At 46.3% G+C, this 22,422-nt stretch carries 24 protein-coding genes; 4 read left to right on the top strand and 20 right to left on the bottom strand.

Annotated features, from left to right (window positions below; translation table 11 throughout):
* Nucleotides 1–43 precede the first annotated feature (43 nt).
* The 19 genes from MKX36_RS05580 to MKX36_RS05490 form a co-directional block, all read right to left on the bottom strand.
* Nucleotides 44–1,009 carry a glycoside hydrolase family 25 protein gene (locus MKX36_RS05580; protein WP_340864372.1) on the bottom strand — a complete coding sequence of 322 codons (966 nt, stop codon included), beginning with the start codon at nt 1,007–1,009 and terminating at the stop codon, nt 44–46.
* A gap of 152 nt (nt 1,010–1,161) precedes the next feature.
* Nucleotides 1,162–1,608, bottom strand: coding sequence for a phage holin family protein (locus MKX36_RS05575; protein WP_016821295.1), 447 nt, complete (start codon nt 1,606–1,608; stop codon nt 1,162–1,164).
* Nucleotides 1,609–1,693: 85 nt separating this feature from the next.
* A complete protein-coding gene (locus MKX36_RS05570; protein ID WP_340864371.1) occupies nt 1,694–1,960 on the bottom strand; it encodes a hypothetical protein in 267 nt (88 codons plus the stop codon).
* A 58-nt stretch (nt 1,961–2,018) separates the two neighbouring features.
* On the bottom strand, nt 2,019–2,630 hold the full coding sequence (locus MKX36_RS05565) for a hypothetical protein (protein WP_340864370.1): 612 nt from the start codon (nt 2,628–2,630) through the stop codon (nt 2,019–2,021).
* 14 nt (nt 2,631–2,644) lie between these two features.
* Nucleotides 2,645–5,245 carry a hypothetical protein gene (locus MKX36_RS05560; protein ID WP_340864369.1) on the bottom strand — a complete coding sequence of 867 codons (2,601 nt, stop codon included), beginning with the start codon at nt 5,243–5,245 and terminating at the stop codon, nt 2,645–2,647.
* Between the two features lies 1 nt (nt 5,246).
* Nucleotides 5,247–5,921, bottom strand: a complete 675-nt coding sequence (locus MKX36_RS05555) for a YmfQ family protein (protein WP_340864368.1) — start codon at nt 5,919–5,921, stop codon at nt 5,247–5,249.
* The gene (locus MKX36_RS05550) at nt 5,914–7,065 is read right to left on the bottom strand and encodes a baseplate J/gp47 family protein (protein WP_340864367.1); all 1,152 of its coding nucleotides are present in this window, start codon (nt 7,063–7,065) and stop codon (nt 5,914–5,916) included. The genes MKX36_RS05555 and MKX36_RS05550 overlap by 8 nt, the downstream gene beginning before the upstream one ends.
* Complete coding sequence (locus MKX36_RS05545; protein WP_340864366.1) at nt 7,065–7,535, bottom strand: DUF2634 domain-containing protein; 471 nt, start codon at nt 7,533–7,535, stop codon at nt 7,065–7,067. Before MKX36_RS05545 ends, MKX36_RS05550 begins: the two co-directional genes overlap by 1 nt.
* Nucleotides 7,522–7,929 (bottom strand): hypothetical protein, encoded by a 408-nt coding sequence (locus MKX36_RS05540; protein WP_340864365.1) that lies wholly within the window; start codon nt 7,927–7,929, stop codon nt 7,522–7,524. The genes MKX36_RS05545 and MKX36_RS05540 overlap by 14 nt, the downstream gene beginning before the upstream one ends.
* Entirely contained in the window at nt 7,922–8,902 is a 981-nt protein-coding gene (locus MKX36_RS05535) for an XkdQ/YqbQ family protein (protein WP_340864364.1), read from the bottom strand. The genes MKX36_RS05540 and MKX36_RS05535 overlap by 8 nt, the downstream gene beginning before the upstream one ends.
* The gene (locus MKX36_RS05530; RefSeq protein WP_290402899.1) at nt 8,899–9,537 is read right to left on the bottom strand and encodes a LysM peptidoglycan-binding domain-containing protein; all 639 of its coding nucleotides are present in this window, start codon (nt 9,535–9,537) and stop codon (nt 8,899–8,901) included. Before MKX36_RS05530 ends, MKX36_RS05535 begins: the two co-directional genes overlap by 4 nt.
* A 39-nt stretch (nt 9,538–9,576) precedes the next feature.
* Nucleotides 9,577–11,475, bottom strand: a complete 1,899-nt coding sequence (locus MKX36_RS05525) for a hypothetical protein (RefSeq protein WP_340864363.1) — start codon at nt 11,473–11,475, stop codon at nt 9,577–9,579.
* Nucleotides 11,476–11,656: 181 nt separating this feature from the next.
* On the bottom strand, nt 11,657–12,091 hold the full coding sequence (locus MKX36_RS05520) for a phage tail assembly chaperone (protein WP_025678604.1): 435 nt from the start codon (nt 12,089–12,091) through the stop codon (nt 11,657–11,659).
* Between the two features lie 68 nt (nt 12,092–12,159).
* Nucleotides 12,160–12,567 carry a phage tail tube protein gene (locus MKX36_RS05515; protein ID WP_025678602.1) on the bottom strand — a complete coding sequence of 136 codons (408 nt, stop codon included), beginning with the start codon at nt 12,565–12,567 and terminating at the stop codon, nt 12,160–12,162.
* Nucleotides 12,568–12,689: 122 nt separating this feature from the next.
* Entirely contained in the window at nt 12,690–14,156 is a 1,467-nt protein-coding gene (locus MKX36_RS05510; protein ID WP_017426412.1) for a phage tail sheath family protein, read from the bottom strand.
* A gap of 2 nt (nt 14,157–14,158) precedes the next feature.
* A complete protein-coding gene (locus MKX36_RS05505) occupies nt 14,159–14,377 on the bottom strand; it encodes a hypothetical protein (protein ID WP_016821321.1) in 219 nt (72 codons plus the stop codon).
* A 10-nt stretch (nt 14,378–14,387) separates the two neighbouring features.
* Nucleotides 14,388–15,356: a hypothetical protein gene (locus MKX36_RS05500; protein WP_017426411.1), complete on the bottom strand. Its 969-nt coding sequence runs from the start codon at nt 15,354–15,356 to the stop codon at nt 14,388–14,390.
* Nucleotides 15,357–15,700: 344 nt separating this feature from the next.
* Entirely contained in the window at nt 15,701–16,555 is an 855-nt protein-coding gene (gene ant(6), locus MKX36_RS05495; protein ID WP_123796858.1) for an aminoglycoside 6-adenylyltransferase, read from the bottom strand.
* A 118-nt stretch (nt 16,556–16,673) separates the two neighbouring features.
* Entirely contained in the window at nt 16,674–17,150 is a 477-nt protein-coding gene (locus tag MKX36_RS05490; protein ID WP_017426408.1) for an ArpU family phage packaging/lysis transcriptional regulator, read from the bottom strand.
* Nucleotides 17,151–17,425: 275 nt separating this feature from the next.
* Between MKX36_RS05490 and MKX36_RS05485 the strand changes: the two genes are divergently transcribed.
* The 4 genes from MKX36_RS05485 (at nt 17,426) to MKX36_RS05470 (ending at nt 21,370) form a co-directional block, all read left to right on the top strand.
* Nucleotides 17,426–17,899, top strand: a complete 474-nt coding sequence (locus MKX36_RS05485) for a helix-turn-helix domain-containing protein (RefSeq protein WP_013369769.1) — start codon at nt 17,426–17,428, stop codon at nt 17,897–17,899.
* Nucleotides 17,900–17,910: 11 nt separating this feature from the next.
* Complete coding sequence (locus MKX36_RS05480) at nt 17,911–18,336, top strand: ImmA/IrrE family metallo-endopeptidase (protein ID WP_017426406.1); 426 nt, start codon at nt 17,911–17,913, stop codon at nt 18,334–18,336.
* Between the two features lie 194 nt (nt 18,337–18,530).
* Complete coding sequence (locus tag MKX36_RS05475) at nt 18,531–20,453, top strand: 5'-nucleotidase C-terminal domain-containing protein (RefSeq protein ID WP_340864362.1); 1,923 nt, start codon at nt 18,531–18,533, stop codon at nt 20,451–20,453.
* 245 nt (nt 20,454–20,698) lie between these two features.
* Nucleotides 20,699–21,370 (top strand): 3'-5' exonuclease, encoded by a 672-nt coding sequence (locus MKX36_RS05470; protein ID WP_016821326.1) that lies wholly within the window; start codon nt 20,699–20,701, stop codon nt 21,368–21,370.
* Between the two features lie 41 nt (nt 21,371–21,411).
* Here MKX36_RS05470 and MKX36_RS05465 read toward each other — a convergent pair whose 3' ends face one another.
* Nucleotides 21,412–22,395: a helix-turn-helix transcriptional regulator gene (locus MKX36_RS05465; RefSeq protein WP_017426403.1), complete on the bottom strand. Its 984-nt coding sequence runs from the start codon at nt 22,393–22,395 to the stop codon at nt 21,412–21,414.
* Nucleotides 22,396–22,422 lie beyond the last annotated feature (27 nt).

Here is a 22,422-nt window from a genome sequence, read left to right as displayed (position 1 = left end):
TCATATAAAAGTGGGATGGGCAGTGTATAAGTTCTTTCGAAGATCATTTGTCTTTTTTAAACACACCCAGACGGTTCAACACGACCAGTAAGCGATAAAAATCATAACTGCTTGGCAGTTTCGCATCCACAATCGGGCTTGCCGGATTAACTGCAACAGCAGCACCCACCGCTTCCTTGGCCCAGGCCGGTACAGGCATCGCCTGACGCGCCTCCAGTTCAGCTACTCGCTGATCCACCTTTTTAATATAAGCACTCTGTTCATTTAATGTTTGCTTGAGCACATCTTTGCTGTTTTCAAGGGCGGCGACCTGCTGCTGCAGGGCTTTAAATGCCGCTTTTTCCTCTGCTGTCATTGGCTCATCCCCCTCTTCTCCTGCAAATGCTTGGCGTAGCTCGGCCTCTGTTCCGGCATATACATTCAGATCCACAGGCCCTTGAATGCCATCAACCCGTCCACTATCGCTGTATTGCCAGAAATCCCAGCGCTTCCATGCTGTGGTATCACTAGGGAGTCGTGTACTATAACGTGCAATCCACAGATTATAACTACCCAGCGGGTCTTTAAAATGGGCAGCAAAAGCATTGCCCGTATATACCATCGGCTTGCGGCCGCTTACTCGTTCAAATTCCGTCAAAAATGCCAGCGCAACCTCATGAATCGCGGCCGAGCTAAGCTTTCCCGGATTGTTTTCATAATCCATCACCGCTGGTAAGCCGAGCGCTTTCGCGCCTCCCACCTGATCCAGTACCTCGGCGAAATGTCTGGCTTCCGCTTTGGCTGTGTTTACACTGGTTGCATCTACAAAATGGTAAGCTCCCAGCAGAAGCCCGGCTGCCTTGATCCCTTTTGCATTCGTGATAAATGTTGGATCAACGTAACGCTGTCCTTGACTTGCTTTAATAAATGCAAACGATTTACCATCGGCTCGTACGCGTTTCCAATCAATCGTTCCCTGATATCGGGACACGTCAATGCCTTCGGCAGCATTAGGGATGCGATTTTGCATAAGGCGCTCCCTCCTTGTCATTCATAATGTTGTAGCACTCTGTATCTGTTATATATGCTTGGACCAAGGAAACGGTTTAGGCTTTTCCACTTTTACGCCGAAAAAGGGCGATAAGGTAGTCTTCCTTTTTTGTAATGGCAACAGTCAGCACTTTATAAAGCTTTATTTTGCTTGTCAGAAGGATCGGTTGGCTTTATTTTTTCCCCACTCGACTTGGACTCAAAAATGGCGACCGCATTCCGCAAAATATCCGGCATCGGCACTCCCATTCTGCCCACATTTTCTATAATAGACAACAGCTCGTTCGCTAAATAAAAGAAAACGACGGCATCCCGGAAATAGTGTGCATCCCCGAGAATACCGTCGATTAGATGGGCTACCGTAATGAGCAAAAACACGGTAACCTTGCGAAAAATACCGTAATATCCTTGGCGGCTTTTCAGCTCCCCATTAATCCAGGCCGCTGCCCATCCGGTGAAAAAGTCGATCACGACCATCCACCACAGCAACGTCAACATTGTAGTCCACCCCCCGAAAAAATAACCGATCAAGGTCCCCGTGGAAAACCCCAGCCAAATCTGATCGATCTTTTCATGCATATTTGTTCCCCCTTTTGAACCTAGGTGTAAAATGAATGCCCTTGGTTAATCCAAGGGCATTCAACCATTATTTTTGTTTTGTTCTCTATACTGTTTTCTTGCGGAAAATAGAGTTATACCATTTAACCGTTTCTTCCTGTTCATTCGGAGCATCGGTTGATGATGAATCATCTACGTTATCCGGTACTAGATCGGAACGAGTGGATAAAATAATCTTCATTACGTGTTCCCGCTGTTCTTCATTTAAAGCGTAGCTTCCCATGATCGTTACTATATCACCTTCTCCACGATCATAGCGGGTGATGCAAGCATGAGCACAAATACGCATTTGAGCCTCTGTTAAATCTGCCATGGTTATGACTTCACCTCTTTTTATAAAAAATGCTGTTACATATAGTCGTCAGTTCACGTTATTTTCCTGTGCCACCAAGCATGAGTTGGGTCAACGTCACTTCAAGATCTGCAATGCGCTGCTTCAGTTGATCTGTCTCGCTTGGCTGTTGCTCCGCTTTTTGAGTCAGTTCCTTAATTTCTTCCTCACTCAATCCTTCACTCCAGAACGTTGTCGGGTTTCTTCGTTCTGGGATCTTAAAAGTGGGAGCAGGATATATAGGTTCGTCTCCACGCTCGTTTTCCGGTTTATTTCGCCATTCATCATGCTGCTTCTGAAATAAAGCTTGGGATTCGTTGTTTAACTGATCAAAGGCCTTTTGCGCTTCTAACAGATTTTCTGCATATTCTGCTTCGTAGGCCAGCCAACCTTGGATGTCAAAACGAGGATGGTATAGACCAGATGGCACTGGAATCCCTACTGTATAACCAGCAGGGGTGCTTTTTGAATTGGTTACATCTATTGTACTAGAGCTACTGTCAGCAAGCCGATGGGTGTCTAGTTGCTGGTTTGTATCAGATAGCGTAGGCGAAGATGGAGTATAAAAAGGGACGACACCTGAAAAGGCATCGTCCACCAGCTCGTCCTCCAGATAAAGGCCGTTTGTATTTACTTTAGGTACTGCTTTCATTTGTCAGACCTCCTTTATTGTTCAGCTATAAATTGGATGCCATCTAATCGAATCCATGTGACAGGTACTGAATTACCCACTTGAACCCGTCCATCACCCAACACAACGCCCCGCACCATAACGTCTGTAGTTCCCGTATTCGCTGAAAGCGATACCGCTACTGTCTGCTTAGGTCTATACCCTTCGGGAAACTTGAAAACCACAATGTCACCCGTGGAAGGGGGCTTGATTGACCCTTGAACCGTCACTAATCCGTCTGAGGTTTTACGATACTCAACGGGGGATGATACATATTCCAGGACCACACCGTTCAGCAGCGTAGGCGTAAGGGTAGCCGGATTATCTTTTTCAGCCTTTCTGTACTCCAGCACCGACACCCGCGCCGTGTTCTGCTGTACACTGTCTACCAAGTCCGTCAACAGTGTCTTTTCATTGGCAGCATAAGAGCCTGTGATCGGGACAACAGGAGATGAGATGAACGTCAAGTACGACACAGTATAAGCTGCAGATGTATCGACATTGTAACTCTGCGCCAACGCGCCAGCGGGAGTTATGGTATTGCGATACAACGTCCAGTTGTCGCGCTGTGAGTTTCGGTAGATACCTATGAATCTGTCTACCCTATAGTTTAGTAATGATGATTGATATTCCCCAGGACTTCCGTTGTTAATGTTCCACCGTTTTTCAACTAGTTCTTGATACATTTTAGCCTTCTCACGCAATACAATCCCCGTACCTACTTCAACCTGATTATACCCTTCAGCAAAGCTTAGTTGTCCCTCTGAAATGATAGGCTCAACTGTAGGCGTTGCTAGTTGATAAACAAGTTGGTACGGCGTATACCCTACATATGGCGATGTAGGTACGGATTGCGTGAAAAGAGGCGAACCTACACACTGAACCCAATATTTTGTACCCGTACCGTTCCACGTTGCCGTGGTGGAGACTTGAGCATTTGCAGGAGTGATCGTATTAGCATCATAGGCTTTGTAGCCGTAGAAGTAGGCTTTGATGTCGTCTAATGTCGGCGTATAGCTGTCTGCCCATCCGCTGTCTGCAACGGGGACAGATATGGCAAAATTTAAAGCTGTCGGGTCTATCGACCATCTATCCGCACTAGACTCGTGGTCACCCCACAACAATATTTTACCGTTATATTTTACTGCTGCTGCGCCAGAACTACCATAGTTATAGTTAGCGCTTGGAATTACAGGATATATAGTTTTAAATCCTGTCTTATTTGCTATACCATTCACTGCTGTAATCTTGCCACCTTCTAACAGGACGCTTTCAAATCGTTTTACCTTGAAATATTGACCCTCACGTTCAAAAACTGCATCCGCATTAGCTCCTGTAACTGGATCGGCGTAAAGGTCTGTTTGTAGCGCAAGCATAGAATCCTCACGCTGTTTGAATGGTTTAACTGTGTTGCCGATGTTGAGCATAGGTTTTTTAAAATTGCGTACAGTTCCGGCAGCCCATGTCCATTGGTTTGTATCGAATTCATCAGTATAAGAGGTGATCCCTGATATATTTATACCCATGCGTACCGCTGAGGGACCTAACTTAATAGTTTTGGACTCCCCAGGTTTTACAAACATCCCTTGTAGTCGAACCGCATTTTTATCGAATGTTGATATCCGTATAAAGCCATTACTATCCGCTGGATTTGTCAAGGTGTATTCTAAGTTCGGAACAGCATCGAGGTAGTAAACCATGTAGGCATCCGTTCCGATATCACCTGAAACAAGTGTCCCACGCGTAGTGTATGCATCAGAAATGAATATCGTATGCCCTGTTTTGGTCCATTCATAAAAGCTTGGCAATAGATTCTCCCCATATCGTATTGCATACGGATTACGTACAGGCATTACGCTGTCTACGTAAGCCCACTTAGCTGCGGCCTGTACTGGCGTAAGGCTTGCGGCTGCTGCATAATCTACATCGCTGATCTCGTACACACGTACACTATCCATATTAAACGTATTACCAGTCGCACCCGTGCCTGTAATGGTAACAATGTGGAAATATTCCTTCGCCGTGAACCGTACAACAGACGGCGCAAAAACAGAGCCTGAATTTACATCGTTACCCACAGCACTGGCAATACCATTTATTGATATTGCCACCTTGATGGTATTACCACTTTTTACGTCTGCTATTGCGATATATTTTCGCCCAGGTGTGGTCAAAAAACTTGCAGACGCGGTTGCCGGCACACTACCCAGCGTAATTTTAAACGAGCTACTACCGTTGGTCTTGTTATTATTATCAATTGCAATAGCTACGTTTGAGGACCATTCGCTTACGGTCTCGCAGCTTCCCATCCGCCCCAACAAATTCACCAACGTACGTCCGCTTAGTCCCGTCAATGAAAATGGCGCAGCCTTTTCCGCATGAACAATCTGTACCCCAGGTTCCAAAGTTACCGCCTTGCGTTCCGCCGTATCGAGACGCTTCTTAATCTCATTTACACCGTCATTCACGTCACCTGCAAATTTATCTACAGACCGCCAGTTTTCATCCAAGTACTTCTCCAGATCAAAATATGTTGTTTTGGGCGATGTGCGGTCAATTTGATTTAAACCAAGATTCGGTGTTTTTTCGCTTGCCATGTTATGCGCCACCTCCTAAATATCTATCCTGTGTTGTATGTTCATTTTCATAGAGTGTCATAGACTCAACTTCGGCAATGGTCAGGTAGCGTAATTTATACTCCACCGCCATATGAGCAGGCTTGATCTCCTCAATGGCTGCTTTAAGATCCTCCACGTTGGGCGGAATTCCGATGGTATCCATAAATTTGACCGTAAATCCCCATTCGGCAGGGTGGAAAGTAACATCTACCGTGCCTCCGTCATACGCCTCAGCTACATTTTTGACAAGCTTGCCTGAAAAAGTCCCTGCTCCCCGTAGCTTCGATTCCACCACTGCGCGCCGCTGATCCAACGGCTTCCCCAGATCGGTTTCGATCCCCAACTCCGTTTCCCAGCGTTCCAGCCCCCAGGTGGCGGTACGTACGAAAAACTGTCCCACCGTTGCATCCATTGCAAGATACAAGGCGTCCAGTTCGCTTCCTTTAGCATCCATATCGGAACGCATCACACGTGAGGTTTCATAATAGGCAGGCAAATAGGAAAGCAGCTTGCGTCCCCGCTCGCTGCTCATTTGGCTTACTGTATCTCTCGCTATTGCTACCCGGTTAGCAAAGGTGTCACCACGGTTTACACGTTTTCCCTCGTCAGGGTTATTCAAAAACTCTTCAAAACTGTCCATTCCGTTGTTACTCACTGACGCTCACCGTCCCCAGCACTGCCACCTGACCTGATCCAATCTCAATATTCTGATTGCTCTGTCCGTTGATTTTCAGCTCAGAGAAATCAATAATAATTGGAATGTCCAACAGCACAGCAGAAATCCGGGTGTACCTTACCAACGGATCTGCCTTGTAAAAAGCAAGCTGCTTCAAATACGTCCGCACACCGTTTTCGATCAGCTTTTTGATTTCATCCAGTGTGGACGGCTTCTCTTTGGTGCGCTGTACCTTGACCGAAATGTTTATTTCCACTTCTGCCGCTGGCATGATCGTCACCACAGGACCTGCTGGTGCTAACCCTTCGCCTTGCCCATCCTGGGTCGGATCGATATACTTCTGCACCGCAGCCACGATTTCCGGGCTGGCAGCGCGTTTATCCGTATCCAGCACATATAACCCCACTGTTCCTGGCCCTTTCCAGAGTGGAACAACTTCCACGCCACCCACTCCAGCAATCTCATTCGCCCACTGGGTATACTGCGCCTTGTTGCCGCTTGTACCCTGGTTCCGCACCTTGGCATAAAAACGCTCCAGCAACAGCTGGTCGCTTTCAATGTCTGTGCCGCTTTTGGTTTCCTCCGTATTGATCACGGAGGAAACCCCGCTAATCGGAGTAGCCATCACCTGAATGACACCCGCTGGCACGTTGCCGCTGCGTCCAGGATTGACCGCCCGAATGGCCGCTTCCCCGGTACCCTGTTCATCCAGCGTGACTGAGGTCGTGGTCGCATACTCAATGGAGGCTTCCCCGGATACATCATCTGCCGGAGTCGCCACCAACGTTCCCGCCGGGACGATTGTGCCAGCTGTGCCTGTGAACTTGACCTTCCCTGATGCAGCAACGGCTTCCCGCCGTGTCACTCCATGCTCTGCTGTACGCAAATCCAGTTCCGGCGAGCGAAAATCCGGGTTATCACTGGCTGCTGTGCTGGCAAACCCCCGACGCAGCAGCTCCTGCGCCCAGATTGCCGCTTCAGAGAGCATAAATGCTACCGGCGCCTGCGCATCCCAAATAAAAGAGCCCTCGGACTTATCTATGTCCGAAGGCACTTTTTCCAGCATTCGATTTAAAATCTCCTCTTCCGTCTGGTCTACCAAATATTCCGGCAAGTCTGCCATTAGATCACCACACTTTCCACAATTTCTGTCTCATCCCGCACGTTCGTAATTTGGCAGCTAAAATAGCATGCCTCACCTTCCCATCGAAACGTGAACTGATCCACACTAGCCGTACGTGCATCTGCTAGCAACGCCTCTGTGACCATGCGCTTAATTTCACTTTCTTGCACACCGTGCCCATAGCTGCTGCCAATCAGCTCCTCCAGCTCACTTCCATAGTCAGGCGAATAGATCACATGACGGTAGCGAGGAGTGCGTATGGCTTTTTCACACCACTGTACCCAAGCTTCTTTCTCGCCTGTAGTCACGATTTTACGACTAGGGCTCATTACAAACTCCCCAGCTTCAAAATCAAATCTCCAGCTTCGCCCAAATACCGCACGGTTATCCTCCAGCACATCTGGATTGGTCACATCTGTGTCTGTCCAGATCATATCATCTGTTTCGGGAAACAAATTAGCCACGTCCATTCACCACCTTGCACACGACCACCACATCGTTACCACTATTCACCCGCATCGCCAGTACACGATCCCCAGGCTTAAGTCCTTTGTTCAGGCTCAGATTTACATCCTTCAGCTTATCCTCCCCGATATAAAAGGAAGTTTTCAGCTCTTTGCCCTCCCAATTTTCGGGTTCCACCGAGGTTGAGGTACCTTTGTACATATGGCGTGGTACAGATAGCAGCCCCGGCAGCTCGGCGACTAGATAATCCTGAAGCTCATGTTTAAAATCATCCAGCTTGAGTCCTGTGGAGGTAATGGTGCCTAATACTGAACCTACTCCACTAAGCGCTTGCCGGGTGTGTCCCGCCATGGACGACTGCATTACACTTACAAATGCACCATAAGGATCTTTACTCAAGAAAATACCTCCTTTTAACCATATCGAAGGAAGCGAGCTCTAAAGTCATATTGCCTGGATTACCCAAATCCCGACTGACTGAAGTAACAATCAGTTTTAATCCTTGTAACATCACAGCTTCACCAGCACGTATGGTATTAATATCTGGTAAATTAACTGTAAAAGTTTCTTGGATTCCAGTTAGATGGCTTTTAGCTAGCTTGGTGGCCCCGCCAGCGGCTTTAACTTGATCATCTTCCACCAGTTTTTGCAAAGTACCTAGCGCTTTAGTATCCCCTTCTGCTACAGCTAGTACCTTAGACGGCACCTCTTGTCCGCTTCCTGCATTTTCATCAGCTGTCATTACCTTGACTTTAGTTACGGCTCCCTCAAGTGTCCGTAACTGCGTAAGATCAATAAATTGGTCTAACACGTAGGGGGAAGGATTACTACCGATTTTAAACAACTCTAGCCCTGAACTTGTCATACGTAACTGATACAAGTCTCCGCCTAATTTTGCTGTCTCTTTCAAATCAGCAAGCATCATGGAATACAGGGTCTGGGCACGGTATATACCTTTTCCTAACTGCACTTTCGTATCGGGTATTGAAGCGATCTGAAACTCCCAATCCTTTGCATATTTGCGCAACCGTTGCGTAGCTGTCTGCCCTTTGGGAAATAAATATTCATCCTCTGATTTATCCAGATAAATCGTCCGATCATATACCACCAGGGAGAAACGTTTTGTGCCGCTATTAGAGCTCTCTACTTCCCACACAACAGCAGGGTGAAGAAGGGGTACCTTCACATTTTTTCCAAATGGAATTCCACTGACACGAATAGGCATTCCTGGGGTAATGGACGGCATATCAAGAGAAGCAGCTACACGGATACTCGCCTGATATGCAATCTGGTTTAAAGCATCTTTTAAAGTTATTTTCTCAACTAGGGGGGTAAGATCATATTTATCTTGGAGTATTACTTGGTAGCTCATGGCATCACCAGCTTTTGGCCCACTTTGATCCTATTTGGATTGTTGCCTATGATCTTTGTATTCATTTGATATATACTTTTCCATTTGGAACTATCCCCCAACTCCAGCTTGGCAATTTTAGAAAGCGAATCTCCAGTTTTGACAGTGTATGTCTTAGGTTTGGTTTTAAGATTCGTGCGTGGAAGCTTACTAGAATTTACTTTTTGGGGGGAAGTTCCTTTACGCAACGCTATTTTTGGTTCACGCCATGTACGCAAAGTAATTTCAAAATATATATCTCCTGCCTCGCCTCCCCGAAAGGTCGTATTATGGGCAATGATAAAAACAGGAACATTAATTAGCGTATTCGTAATAATAAATTGGTAAGGCTTCTCTGCTTTTAACATTGCATTTAACCTGTTCATCGCTTCGTTAGGGTCTGGAATATTTTTATATCGACAATAGGATGCATCATACACCTTGGGAAAAAAAGAAGAAAAGGTGATTTCTTTCACCTTTTCTCCTTGTGGAAAATCAAATTCTCCGTGTGTAAGCATGGTAACTGTTTCATACCCCTTCTGCCGCGAAATATTCACCTCTTCAGGATTAACTGGGAATTGAAATACGCTTTGACCATTAATCAGAAAAAAGTCTATACCCATAGCCTCCCTCCTTTCTGCTGTGATAGATTTACATTAAACTAGTACGGCTTTACCTTTTTTAAGAGAGCTACTATCTCCTCCTCCCTTTCTATTAATAATCGCCTGCCGGACTTCATTGACGATTCGGTGTCCAACTTGAAGTGCCATCGTGTCGAAATCAATAGAATCTTCTTGAACTGTTACCTGTACTGCTCCAGGAGGTAACGTTACACTAATTTGGTTGTTCGTTTCTGTCTTGAAATCCTTGAGAAAACCTGAAAAGCTACTCATTTGTTCATCCGTTATTTGCACGAATTGAGGAACTGGTTTTCCTCCTTTCGCCGTAGGAATCTGTGAACCACCTGGCCCCATGCCTTGAATTACCTTGGAGCGGTTTTGGGCATCTTGAATAAAAGATGGTAATGGAAGCCCCGGATCAACCGAAGGAAACCTTGACAGAGCTAACGACGCCACAGGTATAGTGGAAGCGGGATTATAAGATTGTGATGCCTTAATTACAGAACCAGCAGGTTGTGATTTCTCAGGCTTATTTGAATAACCAAATATATTGGAGAGGTCATTCTTCAGACTTTCTGTTTGATTAGAAAACCAATTACTTACATCAGATGCTTTATTACTCATCCAATCCGTTGCTTGTGAAGCTTTTTCTCCAACCCAATCTTTTGCAACACCGGCTTTCTCGCCAATCCAGTCCTTTGCACCAATAGCTTTTTCTCCAACCCAATCCAACGCAGAAGTAGCTTTTTCTCCGACCCAATTACTCATTTCAGAGAACTTTTGACTTAGCCATTCACCTGCTAAACTATCTATTATAACGCTAGCAATTGCACCAATAAGACCACCAATTACAGTACCTATACCTGGAGCAATCATTGTACCAATGGCTGCGCCAGCTGCCGTAAGACTATTTCCTAAAATTGCTGATGTAATGGCAGCCGGACGTTCTTCTGGCGAAGCAGTAGCAATGTCAGCAATATCTAAAACATAACTAATCGGGCCAAGTAGCTTTTTGCCCCCCTTCATAGCTCCCTTAGCTAATTTTTTTAGTGTATTGCCAGGATTTTTGCCAAGTAGCTTTTTTCCGAAATTTAAAATTTTCCCAAGTGTCCCCGCATTCCCACTCGGTTGTCCCCCTGGGACTGGCTTAGATCCAGGTTTTGGGCTAATAATACGTTTTATCTTTTCCCACAACTTAGGAATTCCTCGTTTTTTGCTAGGACTTTTTTTGTTGCGCTTATTTTTCTTTTTGCTTTTGCCATCAGGTCCATCTTGTTCAGCGATGCTTTTTTTACTTTTTCCTTTTTTCCCACAACAGCAACAATTACAGATCACCTTAATTTTTGGGGAAACTCGAATAGGACCTGTTTTTACGTTGATTTTAGGCGCATATTTAGGAGCTGCGACTCTAATATTCAATCTTGGTGGTTTAACTTTGATATCGTAATTAAAGTTAAAGTCAAATTTAGGATCCTTAATTTCTACCTTTGCAGTAACACTGATAGACTTGTTCACAATATTTGAAACATTTAAATTATTTCCTCCGTTGCCGCCGCTAGCTTTTTTCTTATTCGTTCCTTCTTGATCAATGCCTGTTTTAGCACGTGCAACAATATAGGCATCCCTTAGGCTTTTTAACTTTCTGATAAGCGCTTCAAGCACCGGGGTGGCCTTGTCAATAAGAAAGACTTTTGGCCTAATGCGTAGCCGGCTAAGACGAACAGCTAGGCTATAAATATTTCCAAGATGCCTATGCATATACTTAAGTTCCGTATTCAGTTTAATCAAGCTCTGATAACGGGCACGCCCTAGGCGATCGGAAAGCCGTTGTATCTGCTCAATATAGCGACTTGTTGCTTTAAGTTCCCGGTTTGTAGTAATCAAATCCTCTACATCTGTAACAATATTAACTCTATAGTTACTTGATCCTGCCATTTACTCACCTCCTTTCGTATCTATCATTGCTGTATTTGCTTGGATAATGCGTCTAGTTCTTCTTCAGCAAATGCAATTAACATATTTTTTTCCCCTCTGTTTAAGGCCCAAAACTCTCCGGGACGGAGATGATGCCGTATCCACAGATGATACAGCACCGATGTCATTCCGCCGGAGCGAATCAGTTTTTTAGATCATCAATTTCCACACCGAAGCCAGACAGTTCCAGCACTTTATCCCCTACTGCATCCAGTTCACCTGCCAGAAGCATTCGACGTACTGCCTGTTCACCACCAGACAATTTAAGCCGGCTAGTAATTCGCGGATCACCCCATCCGTTAATTTGCAGACCTTTTACTTCTAGACCAGCCGTAGCTTCAGAGATAAGCAATGCATTGAATGTTTCTGTATCTACTTTTTCATCTACACGGCCTTTAATCGTTTTACGAATTGTGCACCGTTCACGGATGCTATCTACTTTGTTGGATGTCAAACCACGAAGTGTGAGAAGCATATCTAGGCGCTGAATACGAACAGTTTCCTCTGGTAATTTATCTGCAGCTTCAAAAAGACTATCCAAAATTTGTTCTTCCGACATATTTTCAGGCAAACTCATATCAAATCCCCCTAATAAATTTTTGAAAATTAGGCCCGGATTACTCCAGGCCTACTATAACCAATAAATTATTCAGCAACAATTGGATCAAGCAACTCATAGCCTTCGAAGGTGAAAGTAGTTTCTTCTGGCACTTCTTCCCCTGCAGTCCAGTTAGCCAATTGAATTTTATCCGGCATGCAGCGAATCAAACGAACGCGTTCATGTCCAAAAGATTCGGGATCGTCCAGCTTGGAAATAATATCGAATTTTTCAAAACCGCGACGAATCATATCAGAAGTTACTTTGTAACCACTCATCGTTCCTGTACCTTTTTTAGCTCCATTTTTATGGACTTTCCAGGTGTTACCAACCAAATTCAATTCTCTTTTATCAATTTCCACGCTAGCTTCCAGCTTGTTAATATGTGTCTGCCATACCCCATCAATATATGCCTGACCAAACGTACCTAAAATAACTCTTGAAGCATCCAACATTTCTTTTTCCTCCTCAAAATAATTCATAATATAGTTCGGGATTTCACAAAGTCCTCGTTGTTAAAAAGCTACCTTAATCCTACTGATCGCCACCGAAATGCTTAGGCGCGTAAAATGCTTATTTATTGCACGTAAAATGTGCCGAACAGCTGCTCCATCACGTCGGTGAGCTTCACATTCCATTGCAGGAACACTTGATCCGGCTCCGGCTTGATGACTGGCGCATCACCGTAGTAAGCCGGATCGAGAATGACATCGTAGCCATCCGCCTCGATCACGTTGCTCAGCGACAGCTGTGCCAGGTATTCTTTGATCGCACCGATGAGTGCCAGACGACCTTCCACCGTATTGTTGATTTTGCCAATGTAAGTCTCTTCGGCTGCACGCTGCAAGTCAGCGTTAATGGCATCCATGACACGGATGGAACGGATTTTCTTCCACGCATTGTTTTGTCCGGCAGACGGGTTCACCAAGCTGTTGATTCCACGCAGCGCTTTGACCTGACGGCCATCGAAGAACAGGAGGAACACCCCGTTACGGACAGCCTGTTCCTGCTCGGAACGTGTCCAGCGGCGGGTTACATCCTCAAAAGGCGTAACCGCATACGTTGCGGATTGGTTCAACCGTTGGCCTGCGATCAGTCCGGCTACATAGGCAGCCGTTTGGGCGGAGCTGTAGTCCGTACCTGCCAGACGTACGCCTGTGCCCACGTTTACGATGCCTTCATGGTTCAGTGCCAAAGAACGTGCAGAAGCCAAGCTGACAGCCGTTTTGGACACATCATCTGCCGCAGAACCGCCGAATACAGCGATGACGCCTTTGCCTTCATTCCGGACACGTTTGATCCAGGCAGCAAAGCTTTGCAGCAAAGCCAGATCGGCTGCATAATCCAGGGCCAGCACATTAAACTCCTGTCCTTCCAATGCTTCCTGCATGGCGATGTAATCGGCATTAACCAGCTTGCTATTGCCGCTATTGCCACCTGTCAGATGTACGCCGCTGACATCCGCTGGAATGCCGCCTTCGCCGACAACCTCAGCTTTCACCCATACGTTTTCGCTGTTTTCGTTCAGCGCTTTGGCAATCGAAGCAGCCGTACCGTCGCTGCCTTTGTACGTACCCAGCAGTTTGGTTCCTTCATAGAGGCGCACCTCACGAGCTTGCTCGTCGCCCAAAGTTGGCTGTACCGTTACGGCAAAACCATTACCGCGGCTACCTGTGTACAAAGCCTTCAAACGCAGCACGTCGGTCGGGGTCTCGCCACCGCTTTTCAGTGTTACAGACGCTTCAGCAGCCGTGTCATCTGCCAATCGGTAAGCGAGCAGTTTTTTCGGACCGCCCAGCAAAGCCAGATACAACGTGGAATATGCTGTCGCACCGTTCTCACTGTCACCGGAGAAGATTTGGCTAATAGCCGTTTCGCTGCCCACCTCTACAAACTCACGTACAGGGCCCCAATTCGCCTTGACGGGTACAACGACCGTACCACGTGATCCACCTTGAATCGCTGAAGCTGCTGCTGCCTGAAAATTCATATACAAACCCGGTAATACCGGTTTATTCGTGTTTTCCCATGTTCCGCCTGCCATAATTAATCCACCTTCGCTTTCATAAATTGTTCGATTTTAGTGTGTGCTTCTGCTACCGTAAACAGCTTGTCCTGTGTGCCAAAAAAGGCGCCTGCCAGCACTTCTACTTTTACAGAAAACAATTGTTCTGCGTGTTCCTTTAGTTCCTCTAGCGTATAGCGTGGGCCACTTGCTTCCTGCCCGCTATGTAGCGGGGTCTTCTCATGGCTTTCCAAGGTCACTCGGACCACCTCATTTCAAAATAGGATGAATTTCCACTCTGCGAATCAATGCCGCTTCCTCAGCCGGACGCATACGCCGCTGTACCAGCGTCAGCCGAAGCTGACCGTCTAAAATGGCATCCGCCTGCAAATCGGCTGAGGCTTCAGCCGTAGACATATAACGGCCCTTGTCCTGCTCCAGAGGAAGCTGGATTTGAGCGGCAAAGCCTTCGACCAGCGCGGAAGCTGCGCGGTTCTCTTCGGTGGTGACCGGGGCAGTGATATGCCCGATGAACCGTTTGCGGAGCTCATACATGGAGGCTCCTGCCATCCGGGTTTCACAGCCGCTCAGCCGCCATAATACCGCGTGGCTTCCCGGCTGTGCGGGCCATGCGTCGGCGTATACCGACCACAATTCGCCCAGTTGCTTCTGCGTCCAGCCGACCAGTGCTGCCAGCCATTCTTCCGGCTGTGCTGCATCAGGTGCTGAAGCGGCCGATCCACCTTCTGTTTCAGGCACATACACGCCAAAACGCAGCGTTCTATAGGCCTTGCCCGTAACCGTGTCCAGCATTTCTGCATCCCGCACGCCCAAATAGTGCGCGGTAAAAGCAGACGTGTCCTCACCTTTACCTGTCACCGATGCTCGGTGCAGTCCGGCAATCAGGGTATTCGCCCATACATCGGCCTGCGCCAGCCCCGCTTGTCCTGCGTACAGCTTGATGCGGACAACCTGCCGGTAACCGGCCCAGGAAGACTTCCAGATTTCCTCGCCCAGCACCATAACCGCATACGGCTCCTCTGCCGTCTGCGACGGGGGTTGAACATCGTATACACGCCCTTGCAGCGCCGGAATAATGTCTATGAGCTTTTGCTTAAAGGCTTGTCTCATCCTGTGGCATGCCACCCTTGCGTATCCTGTGCTCGCATGCTGTGGCTGTTTAGCCAGGCTTTTTTCCACTTCCATGCTCTCAGCCGGCGTAGCCTTGTACTCATGCATTGCAGCATCCCTTGCTTAGGCAACACGACTCCTCCTTTCTATACATCGAATTCCCGGGAAGTGACAAAGACGATGACCGCATGAAAAAACCGGCCCTATTGGCCGGCTAACGTTTGACGGTGTGTGTCTTCGGTATGTCCTCTTGTCTTGATTCCCGATGATATAATCTTACACCCTTATAACGAATGCGTTGCCGGGGAAATGGACGATAAAAGTAGAGACTAGGGATGAAGTTAGGCGGTATTTTGCGAACGTTTGTTCTTATATTAAAAATGCGTTTAATCTCATTGTTGATGTGCAAACAAAAAAATAACCGCCCTTTAAAAAGGCGGTTATTACATCGTTCAATTCAATGAATTATAAATATTTGCAGTATACCTAGTGATGGCTTCATCGTAATCTGGATACTCATACTCCAAACTTCTGGCCACAGCCTTAGCGTATTTTCTAAACAATGCATAGCAAGTAAGTAAAGACTCCCACATTTCTCGATAGCCATTTTCAGAGTAACTGGATAGTAAACTTTCCCAATCTTCATTAGGAAGGTACTGATTTATAAATTTATAGTTTTTTCCTACGCTAAAGGTGTACCCTTGCTCTGAGCCAATCTTCCAAGCCATCATTCGCAGCAAATTAGGTCGTGCTATCTCGTGCAAATGGTCAATAGCAAACAGGATTTCTTTTCTCGCCAATCCTTTTACGATATAAGTTGAAACCATCCAAAACTCATTACAGCAATCATCAAATTCCTTTGCCGTGGGCTCTTTAATCCAATATTGATGGTCATTTGCGATCACTTCCTCTTGGATCAGCACATCCTTGTCGAGCAGAACCTCAACTAAACCATCGCTATTCGTAAAATAATCCTCTACCTCGTTTATAGGGATCAGTGTCAGATCTAATTTATTTCCATCCTCAAAAAGAATGATATATGAAAACCAGTTACCTAGTTCTGATGGAAAAAGTTCCATATCCTCGGGTTTTTGCATCATAAGCCTATCCCCAAACACGTGGAGCCATTGATCACTTTCCTTGAAAGAATCCATATCTGTTACAAAGTAAGAAATATCATAATCTTGAAATGAATCAGGAGGAATATTGAAGTTTGTACGTGATCCTTCCATCGTGACCAATCGTATTCTTTTATCGTTCATAGCAAACTTTATAAGGATATTCATCATTTCTGGTTCACTTCTCAATACATCCGTCCTCCGTTCCTATTTTAATTGAGACCTATGCTTCTTATTCACCGTTGCGGTTCATACTCCTTGCTGTCTAGGTTAATAGAGCCACAGGTTGTGACCCCTATGCATTTACCTACCCCAGTCTGCGATCCGCACCCTTTTGCAAGTTTGCCAGATTCAGAACGCCTTGGTCTGCCAGCGCTAGCGCCATTTTGTAAAAAGCACGTGTGCGAAGCTTCGTATACGTATCTTTGCTGACTGGCGGGTCCAGCACATAATTGTAAACCTTGTAATCGAACACATCATCATCCTTTAAATAACGTTCACGGATCAGCAACTGTTCACGTTCATTCAAGCGGCTCACTACGGCATCCACCATTTGGCAATAGGCCAAGCGGGCGGCAGGAGCATCTACATTATATACAGCAGTCCGGGCCGTTGGGTCGCTTGTCACATTCGTGGGTCCGTTCGGGCGATCCGTATAGCCAGCAGTAATAAAGCTTTCCCGATCCATAAAGGTTATTGTTTTATAAATCCGGTATTTCTCAAATACACCCTCCAATGCATTCTGCGTTTTGCGACGGTCTAATTCGGGTAAGTTATTTCTCATGAAAAGCAACACTCCTTATATTATGCCTTTTGACAATGATGTATTTTCAAATAAAAACGCACTTGTTTACATTTTGTTCCCCTTTTGTTCGTATCTTGAGTATAACATAACATTATTTAGGATAGGTATCCATCGTGAAAAAAAGCAATATAGCCCCAAAAACAGGATATTCGCTCTACTTTTCTATGCCTTTTGGCATATTACGTGCTTTTACTATTTGCCTAATGGTATAATAAAGCTAATTCTATGATTCTATTGCAGAAAGGAGCTCCATTGTGGAACAGCCAGCATTCGGAACTTACCTAAAACAGCAGCGTGAGCACAAGCAATTGAGCATCAACCAATTAGCAGATGCCGCAGGTATTAGTAATTCACAAATTTCCCGCATCGAAAATGGGCTGCGCGGAGTGCCCAAACCCTCCACCCTCCGCAAAATAGCGGACGCGCTCAGCGTATCCTATACCGAAATGATGAAGGCCGCCGGATATTGGGCGGACGATGATTCAATAGAGCAAAACCCACACGAACTTTACCGTTCTACTGTACCAGAATGGGCAAACTCCAAAGACCGCCGGGATTTTAAAAAAATGCTGGAGGAAGACGACGAATTAATGTTTGATGGCATTCCGCTGGATGAAAAAGACCGGCAACGAATCAAGGATGTACTGACAGGTCTGTTCTGGGAAGCCAAGCAAATGAACAAACATAAAAAGCCCGCCGATCCCGGTGCGAGCAAAGATCAGGGATAGTAGGTGATCGTATGAAGGAACTCATTCACCAACTTGTCCGAAAATACCGCACTAATTGCCCCTTCGATATTGCAAAAGCCCTAGGCATCCATATCCGATACTGCGATCTGGGTTCCACAACCAAAGGGTTGTATTATCACAAGCTGCGCAGAAGATTTATCGTCATTCACAATGGCCTTACACCAGAATGGGAACGGTTCGTCTGTGCGCATGAATTGGGACATGACCGACTGCATAAAGGTATTAGTCGCTTTTTTATGGAGGAGCATTCCTACTTTTCTCCAGGAAAATTTGAACAGCAGGCTAATCGCTTTGCCGTGCTTTTGCTGAGTGCAGGCAATCCGCCGCTGGCTGACGAAACATTGGATCACTATTTACCCCGGATCGGGCTGCCCAAAGAGACTGCCCTTTTTTTTGATCACAAAACAGAACAATAGTTCCTATTCTATGAGTTGCTGTCTATTACTGCCTCTACAATATAGGTAACTAGACAGTGGGTTTAACAACCGATATCTCAAAAAAATGTAGTGCTTTGATATAAAATAAGAGTTATTTTTACAATCATCTGATAAAATGTGGACGTAAGCGGTTTCTCTAATTCATTCATTTTATGGGAGGTTGAAGGAACAACATGAACTCATGGAAAAAACTCTCGTCGATCTTGACGACCGCCGCGCTTCTGTTCGGATGTCTCGGTACAGCAGCAGCGGACCCAGCTACTACTGCGGGAACAGCGGGAACGGGGACAACAACGACTCCAGTCAGCGGTAAACACATCACCATCCTACATACGAATGATACCCATGCTCACGTGGTCGCTAACGACAAGGAAATGGGCTTCGCCAAGCTGGCGGGTATCATCGATCAATATCGCGCTGCCAATCCCAATACATTACTGCTGGATGATGGGGATACCGTTCATGGAACGACCTTCGCTACTTTGGTCAATGGTGAGAGTATCGTAAAAGTAATCAACAAGCTGCGCTATGATGCAATGGTTCCAGGTAACCATGAGTTTAACTACGGCTGGAAGCATCTGGTTGAGCTGAGTAAAGAGATTCAGTTCCCTGTACTGAGCGCCAACATTAAGCAAACCGACGGAACACGCTTGTTCCAACCGTATACTATTAAAGAAGTAGATGGCGTTAAAATCGGTATTATCGGCCTAACTACGCCTGAAACAGCATATAAAACCAATCCTAAAAATGTGGAGGGCATTCAATTCACCGACCCTGCGGCTGAAGCCAAAGCGACAGTAGACGAAATCCGCAGCAAAGTAGATGTCGTCGTTGCTCTGGGTCACCTGGGACAAGATGCGTCCAGCAAAGACACCAGCCTCAAGGTTGTGAAGGAAGTGCCTGGCATTGATATTTTCATCGATGGACACAGCCATACCGTGTTGGAAAAAGGCCTGGTCGGTGACCATGGCACGTTAATCGCTAGTGCAGGTGAATACACCAAGTATCTAGGTGTGGTGGATCTGTGGGTCGATGGCGGCAAGGTTATCCAAAAGCAAGCGAAGCTGATCGATTCGACTCAAGCTGCTGACGTGCAGCCCAACGCTGAAATTGCTGCATTAATCGCCTCCATTCAGAAGGAGCAAGAACCTATTCTTAAAGAGGTTGTAGCACAAACCAGTGTAGATCTGGAAGGCGCGCGCGAAAAGGTACGTGCGGGTGAATCTAATCTCGGCGACCTGCTCACTGATGCTATGCGTGACGTTTCGGGAGCAGACGTGGCTTTAACGAACGGTGGCGGCATCCGCGCTTCCATCAAAGCAGGAACGGTTACCAAGGGAGACATCATCACCGTACTGCCTTTCGGCAACCAAATCGTTACCCTGAAAGTGAAAGGCTCTGACCTTCAGGCTGCACTGGAAAATGGCGCAGCCTCCTACCCGGAACCAAGCGGGGGCTTCCCGCAAGTGTCCGGTATCTCGTTCAAAATAGACACCTCAGCAGCCAAAGGCAACCGTGTTCACTCCATTCTGATTGCTGGAAAAGCCCTTGATCCTGAGGCAACATACACACTGGCTACCAATGATTTTACTGCCGTAGGTGGTGACCAATATACGATGTTCGCTAAATACCCACAGGCAGGTATGTTCGGATCGCTGGATGAAGCGTTAATCCGCTATATGCAAAAAGTGGGCTCTGCCAGCCTGCAAGTACAAGCGGCCGGCCGTATTCAGGAAGCCAAGGCAGACGGAAAAACTTCTGTCCCTGCCACACAAGCTGTACCGTCTGCTCCAGCCACGACGCCAGCACCTCTGCAGGAGATACCGCAATCCGATTCCACATCGGCTGCGAAACCAGCACCTGTGAAATCGGCACCCGCAAAGTTGACACCTGCAAAGTCCCAAGCTAGCAAGCCACAGCAGGCATCGGCTACTGCACAAGCTGCAAATAGCCATGTATATGTTGTGAAATCCGGGGATACGCTGTATGCCATTTCTCGCAAACACGGTACCACCTGGCAACAGCTTCAGCAGTTGAATAAGTTGAAGAATCCTCACCGTATTTATCCGGGTCAAAAGTTGGACCTCCCGGCCTAATTCAATAGCTAGCATAAACAGCGTTCGAAATCCAAGTGGTTATGGATGCTGCTGTATGTCAGGGAGTTTATAGATATGCGATAGTCCAAGATTATTTGGACATCGCATATTTTTTTTGAAAGCATGCCTTTTAACCGCTGACAAGTTGTGAACCGAGAGGTATGATGGAGAAGAGTTATTCGGGCAGAGAACATTTGTCCCGGTATCCATCGGGATCAGTTATGTGTGTGGAAGGAGTCCATTATATGCAATACATTATTTATGATCTTGAATTTACCGTTAGCCGTAACGCCAGATATTCCTCCGAAATTATTGATATCGGTGCCGTCAAAGTTATTCAGGGAGACGATGGCCTATTCGTTGCGGATACATTTCACAGTTTTGTGAGACCATCGAATCGACCTGTGATCTCTACAGATACCGTTCAATTCACGGGTATTACTCAACGAGACATTGATGCCGCTCCACTCTTTCCTGAAGCTGTGAAGCAATTTATTGCCTGGCTCGGTACAGATTCGCCCTATTATTTATGCGCATGGGGACCGGATGACCGTCAGAAGCTGGTATCCCATTGTCGTACCCATCATGTAGATCTCGGTTGGATTCATAATACAAATGATATACAGAAGCAAATTTCCCGTCTGTTTAGTTCCAATGGAAAGTATCGTCAGTTGAGCCTGTCTCAGGCGTTGGAATTGTGCAACATTGACTTTGACGGTCAACAGCATCGGGCACTGGATGATGCCGTGAACACCGCTCAGGTTTTCATGTACCATTTTGATCGTCTTACATTAGTTCATAATGCTGCCGACGATGAGGAAAGTCGCGGCTCAAAGCTCGTCTACTCCTCACCAGAAGAAGAACAGGAGCAGTACAGTCCCTTCGGCAATCTCGCCAACCTGTTTAAGGACCGTTAAGCAGATAGCTCCCCGGCCCGTTCCGGGGGATCTTCCCCCTGTTATTCTTGATTTCCTACCTTTTTATCGAAGTAAAACGCCCCCCAGGTTCGCAGCATTTCTTGCATACGTTTGCGGTACCGTAAAGGTTCCAGAATCTCGGCCTCAGCTCCATAGGATGTGAGCCAATCCAGAAATTCACGGTCATGATTGACCGTCACCTCAAACAACAAACTTCCATCTGGCAAATCCTTGAGAAGAGGCTTGATGAACAGCTCCTCTTCTTTGACCCGATATACAGAATCGGCAGAGAAACGTACGACAAACCGAATATTTTGATTTCCTTTGGTCACCGACCAGGTGCCTTTAAAAAACATTTCCATTTCAGATGTATTTTTTTGAAACGTATACGGCAAAATCCTCATATTCCGAAAACGGCTGATCCGAAAGGTTCTCATGGCGGATTGCTTATGACAAAAACCAAGCATATAGAATCGCCGATCTTGAGGAACCAAACAATAAGGATCTACTTGCACCAATGATACATCTTCATTTTGAGGCGAGCTGTATTCCGCTTCAATTGTCTGCTGCGTAAGACTCGCCAAAACAATCAGCCTGAGCAGATAGGGCTGGTTTTCCCGATCAAGTGTCGAGCCGAGCCGGATGATATTTTTCATTTCCTGCGCGAAGCTCGTCTGGTCCATCTTTTTTTTCTGACTAGAGGCCATCACTTTCTCATAAGCACTTTCAAAAGCTGGCGGTAGAAGAGGCTTTATCGTTTCCATCATCTCTCCCAGCTTGGTAAAAGCCTCTGCCTCTTCTTCTGTCCAATTCAGAGGATACAAAGCAAAATTGCTAATAAAAATGTACCCCTTGCCATGCCCCATATTCGTAATCGGAATATGCATAGCGCTTAGCGCCTCCATATCTCGGTATATGGTACGTTCTGATGTTTCACAACGTTCGGCAAGCTCTCTTGCCAATATTCCTGGATTTGCCTGAACAATAGTAATAATCCGCATTAAACGTATCAACCGATCAGTCAAGGAAGTCTCTCCTTTACAAAAAGATAG

It is taken from the genome of Paenibacillus sp. FSL W8-0439, from assembly GCF_038008995.1.
Lineage (GTDB): Bacteria > Bacillota > Bacilli > Paenibacillales > Paenibacillaceae > Paenibacillus > Paenibacillus polymyxa.
The sequence above is the reverse complement of the archived record's forward strand: the minus strand, read 5'-3'. Positions and strand labels throughout refer to the sequence as shown.

Bases quoted from the DNA above. Each gene is read 5' to 3' on its own strand.
- MKX36_RS05580 (WP_340864372.1), bottom strand. From the start codon at position 1,009: ATGCAAAATCGCATCCCTAATGCTGCCGAAGGCATTGACGTGTCCCGA.
- MKX36_RS05575 (WP_016821295.1), bottom strand. From the start codon at position 1,608: ATGCATGAAAAGATCGATCAGATTTGGCTGGGGTTTTCCACGGGGACC.
- MKX36_RS05570 (WP_340864371.1), bottom strand. From the start codon at position 1,960: ATGGCAGATTTAACAGAGGCTCAAATGCGTATTTGTGCTCATGCTTGC.
- MKX36_RS05565 (WP_340864370.1), bottom strand. From the start codon at position 2,630: ATGAAAGCAGTACCTAAAGTAAATACAAACGGCCTTTATCTGGAGGAC.
- MKX36_RS05560 (WP_340864369.1), bottom strand. From the start codon at position 5,245: ATGGCAAGCGAAAAAACACCGAATCTTGGTTTAAATCAAATTGACCGC.
- MKX36_RS05550 (WP_340864367.1), bottom strand. From the start codon at position 7,065: ATGGCAGACTTGCCGGAATATTTGGTAGACCAGACGGAAGAGGAGATT.
- MKX36_RS05545 (WP_340864366.1), bottom strand. From the start codon at position 7,535: ATGGACGTGGCTAATTTGTTTCCCGAAACAGATGATATGATCTGGACA.
- MKX36_RS05535 (WP_340864364.1), bottom strand. From the start codon at position 8,902: ATGAGCTACCAAGTAATACTCCAAGATAAATATGATCTTACCCCCCTA.
- MKX36_RS05525 (WP_340864363.1), bottom strand. From the start codon at position 11,475: ATGGCAGGATCAAGTAACTATAGAGTTAATATTGTTACAGATGTAGAG.
- MKX36_RS05520 (WP_025678604.1), bottom strand. From the start codon at position 12,091: ATGAGTTTGCCTGAAAATATGTCGGAAGAACAAATTTTGGATAGTCTT.
- MKX36_RS05515 (WP_025678602.1), bottom strand. From the start codon at position 12,567: ATGTTGGATGCTTCAAGAGTTATTTTAGGTACGTTTGGTCAGGCATAT.
- MKX36_RS05510 (WP_017426412.1), bottom strand. From the start codon at position 14,156: ATGGCAGGCGGAACATGGGAAAACACGAATAAACCGGTATTACCGGGT.
- MKX36_RS05500 (WP_017426411.1), bottom strand. From the start codon at position 15,356: ATGCATGAGTACAAGGCTACGCCGGCTGAGAGCATGGAAGTGGAAAAA.
- MKX36_RS05490 (WP_017426408.1), bottom strand. From the start codon at position 17,150: ATGAGAAATAACTTACCCGAATTAGACCGTCGCAAAACGCAGAATGCA.
- MKX36_RS05480 (WP_017426406.1), top strand. From the start codon at position 17,911: ATGAAGGAACTCATTCACCAACTTGTCCGAAAATACCGCACTAATTGC.
- MKX36_RS05475 (WP_340864362.1), top strand. From the start codon at position 18,531: ATGAACTCATGGAAAAAACTCTCGTCGATCTTGACGACCGCCGCGCTT.
- MKX36_RS05470 (WP_016821326.1), top strand. From the start codon at position 20,699: ATGCAATACATTATTTATGATCTTGAATTTACCGTTAGCCGTAACGCC.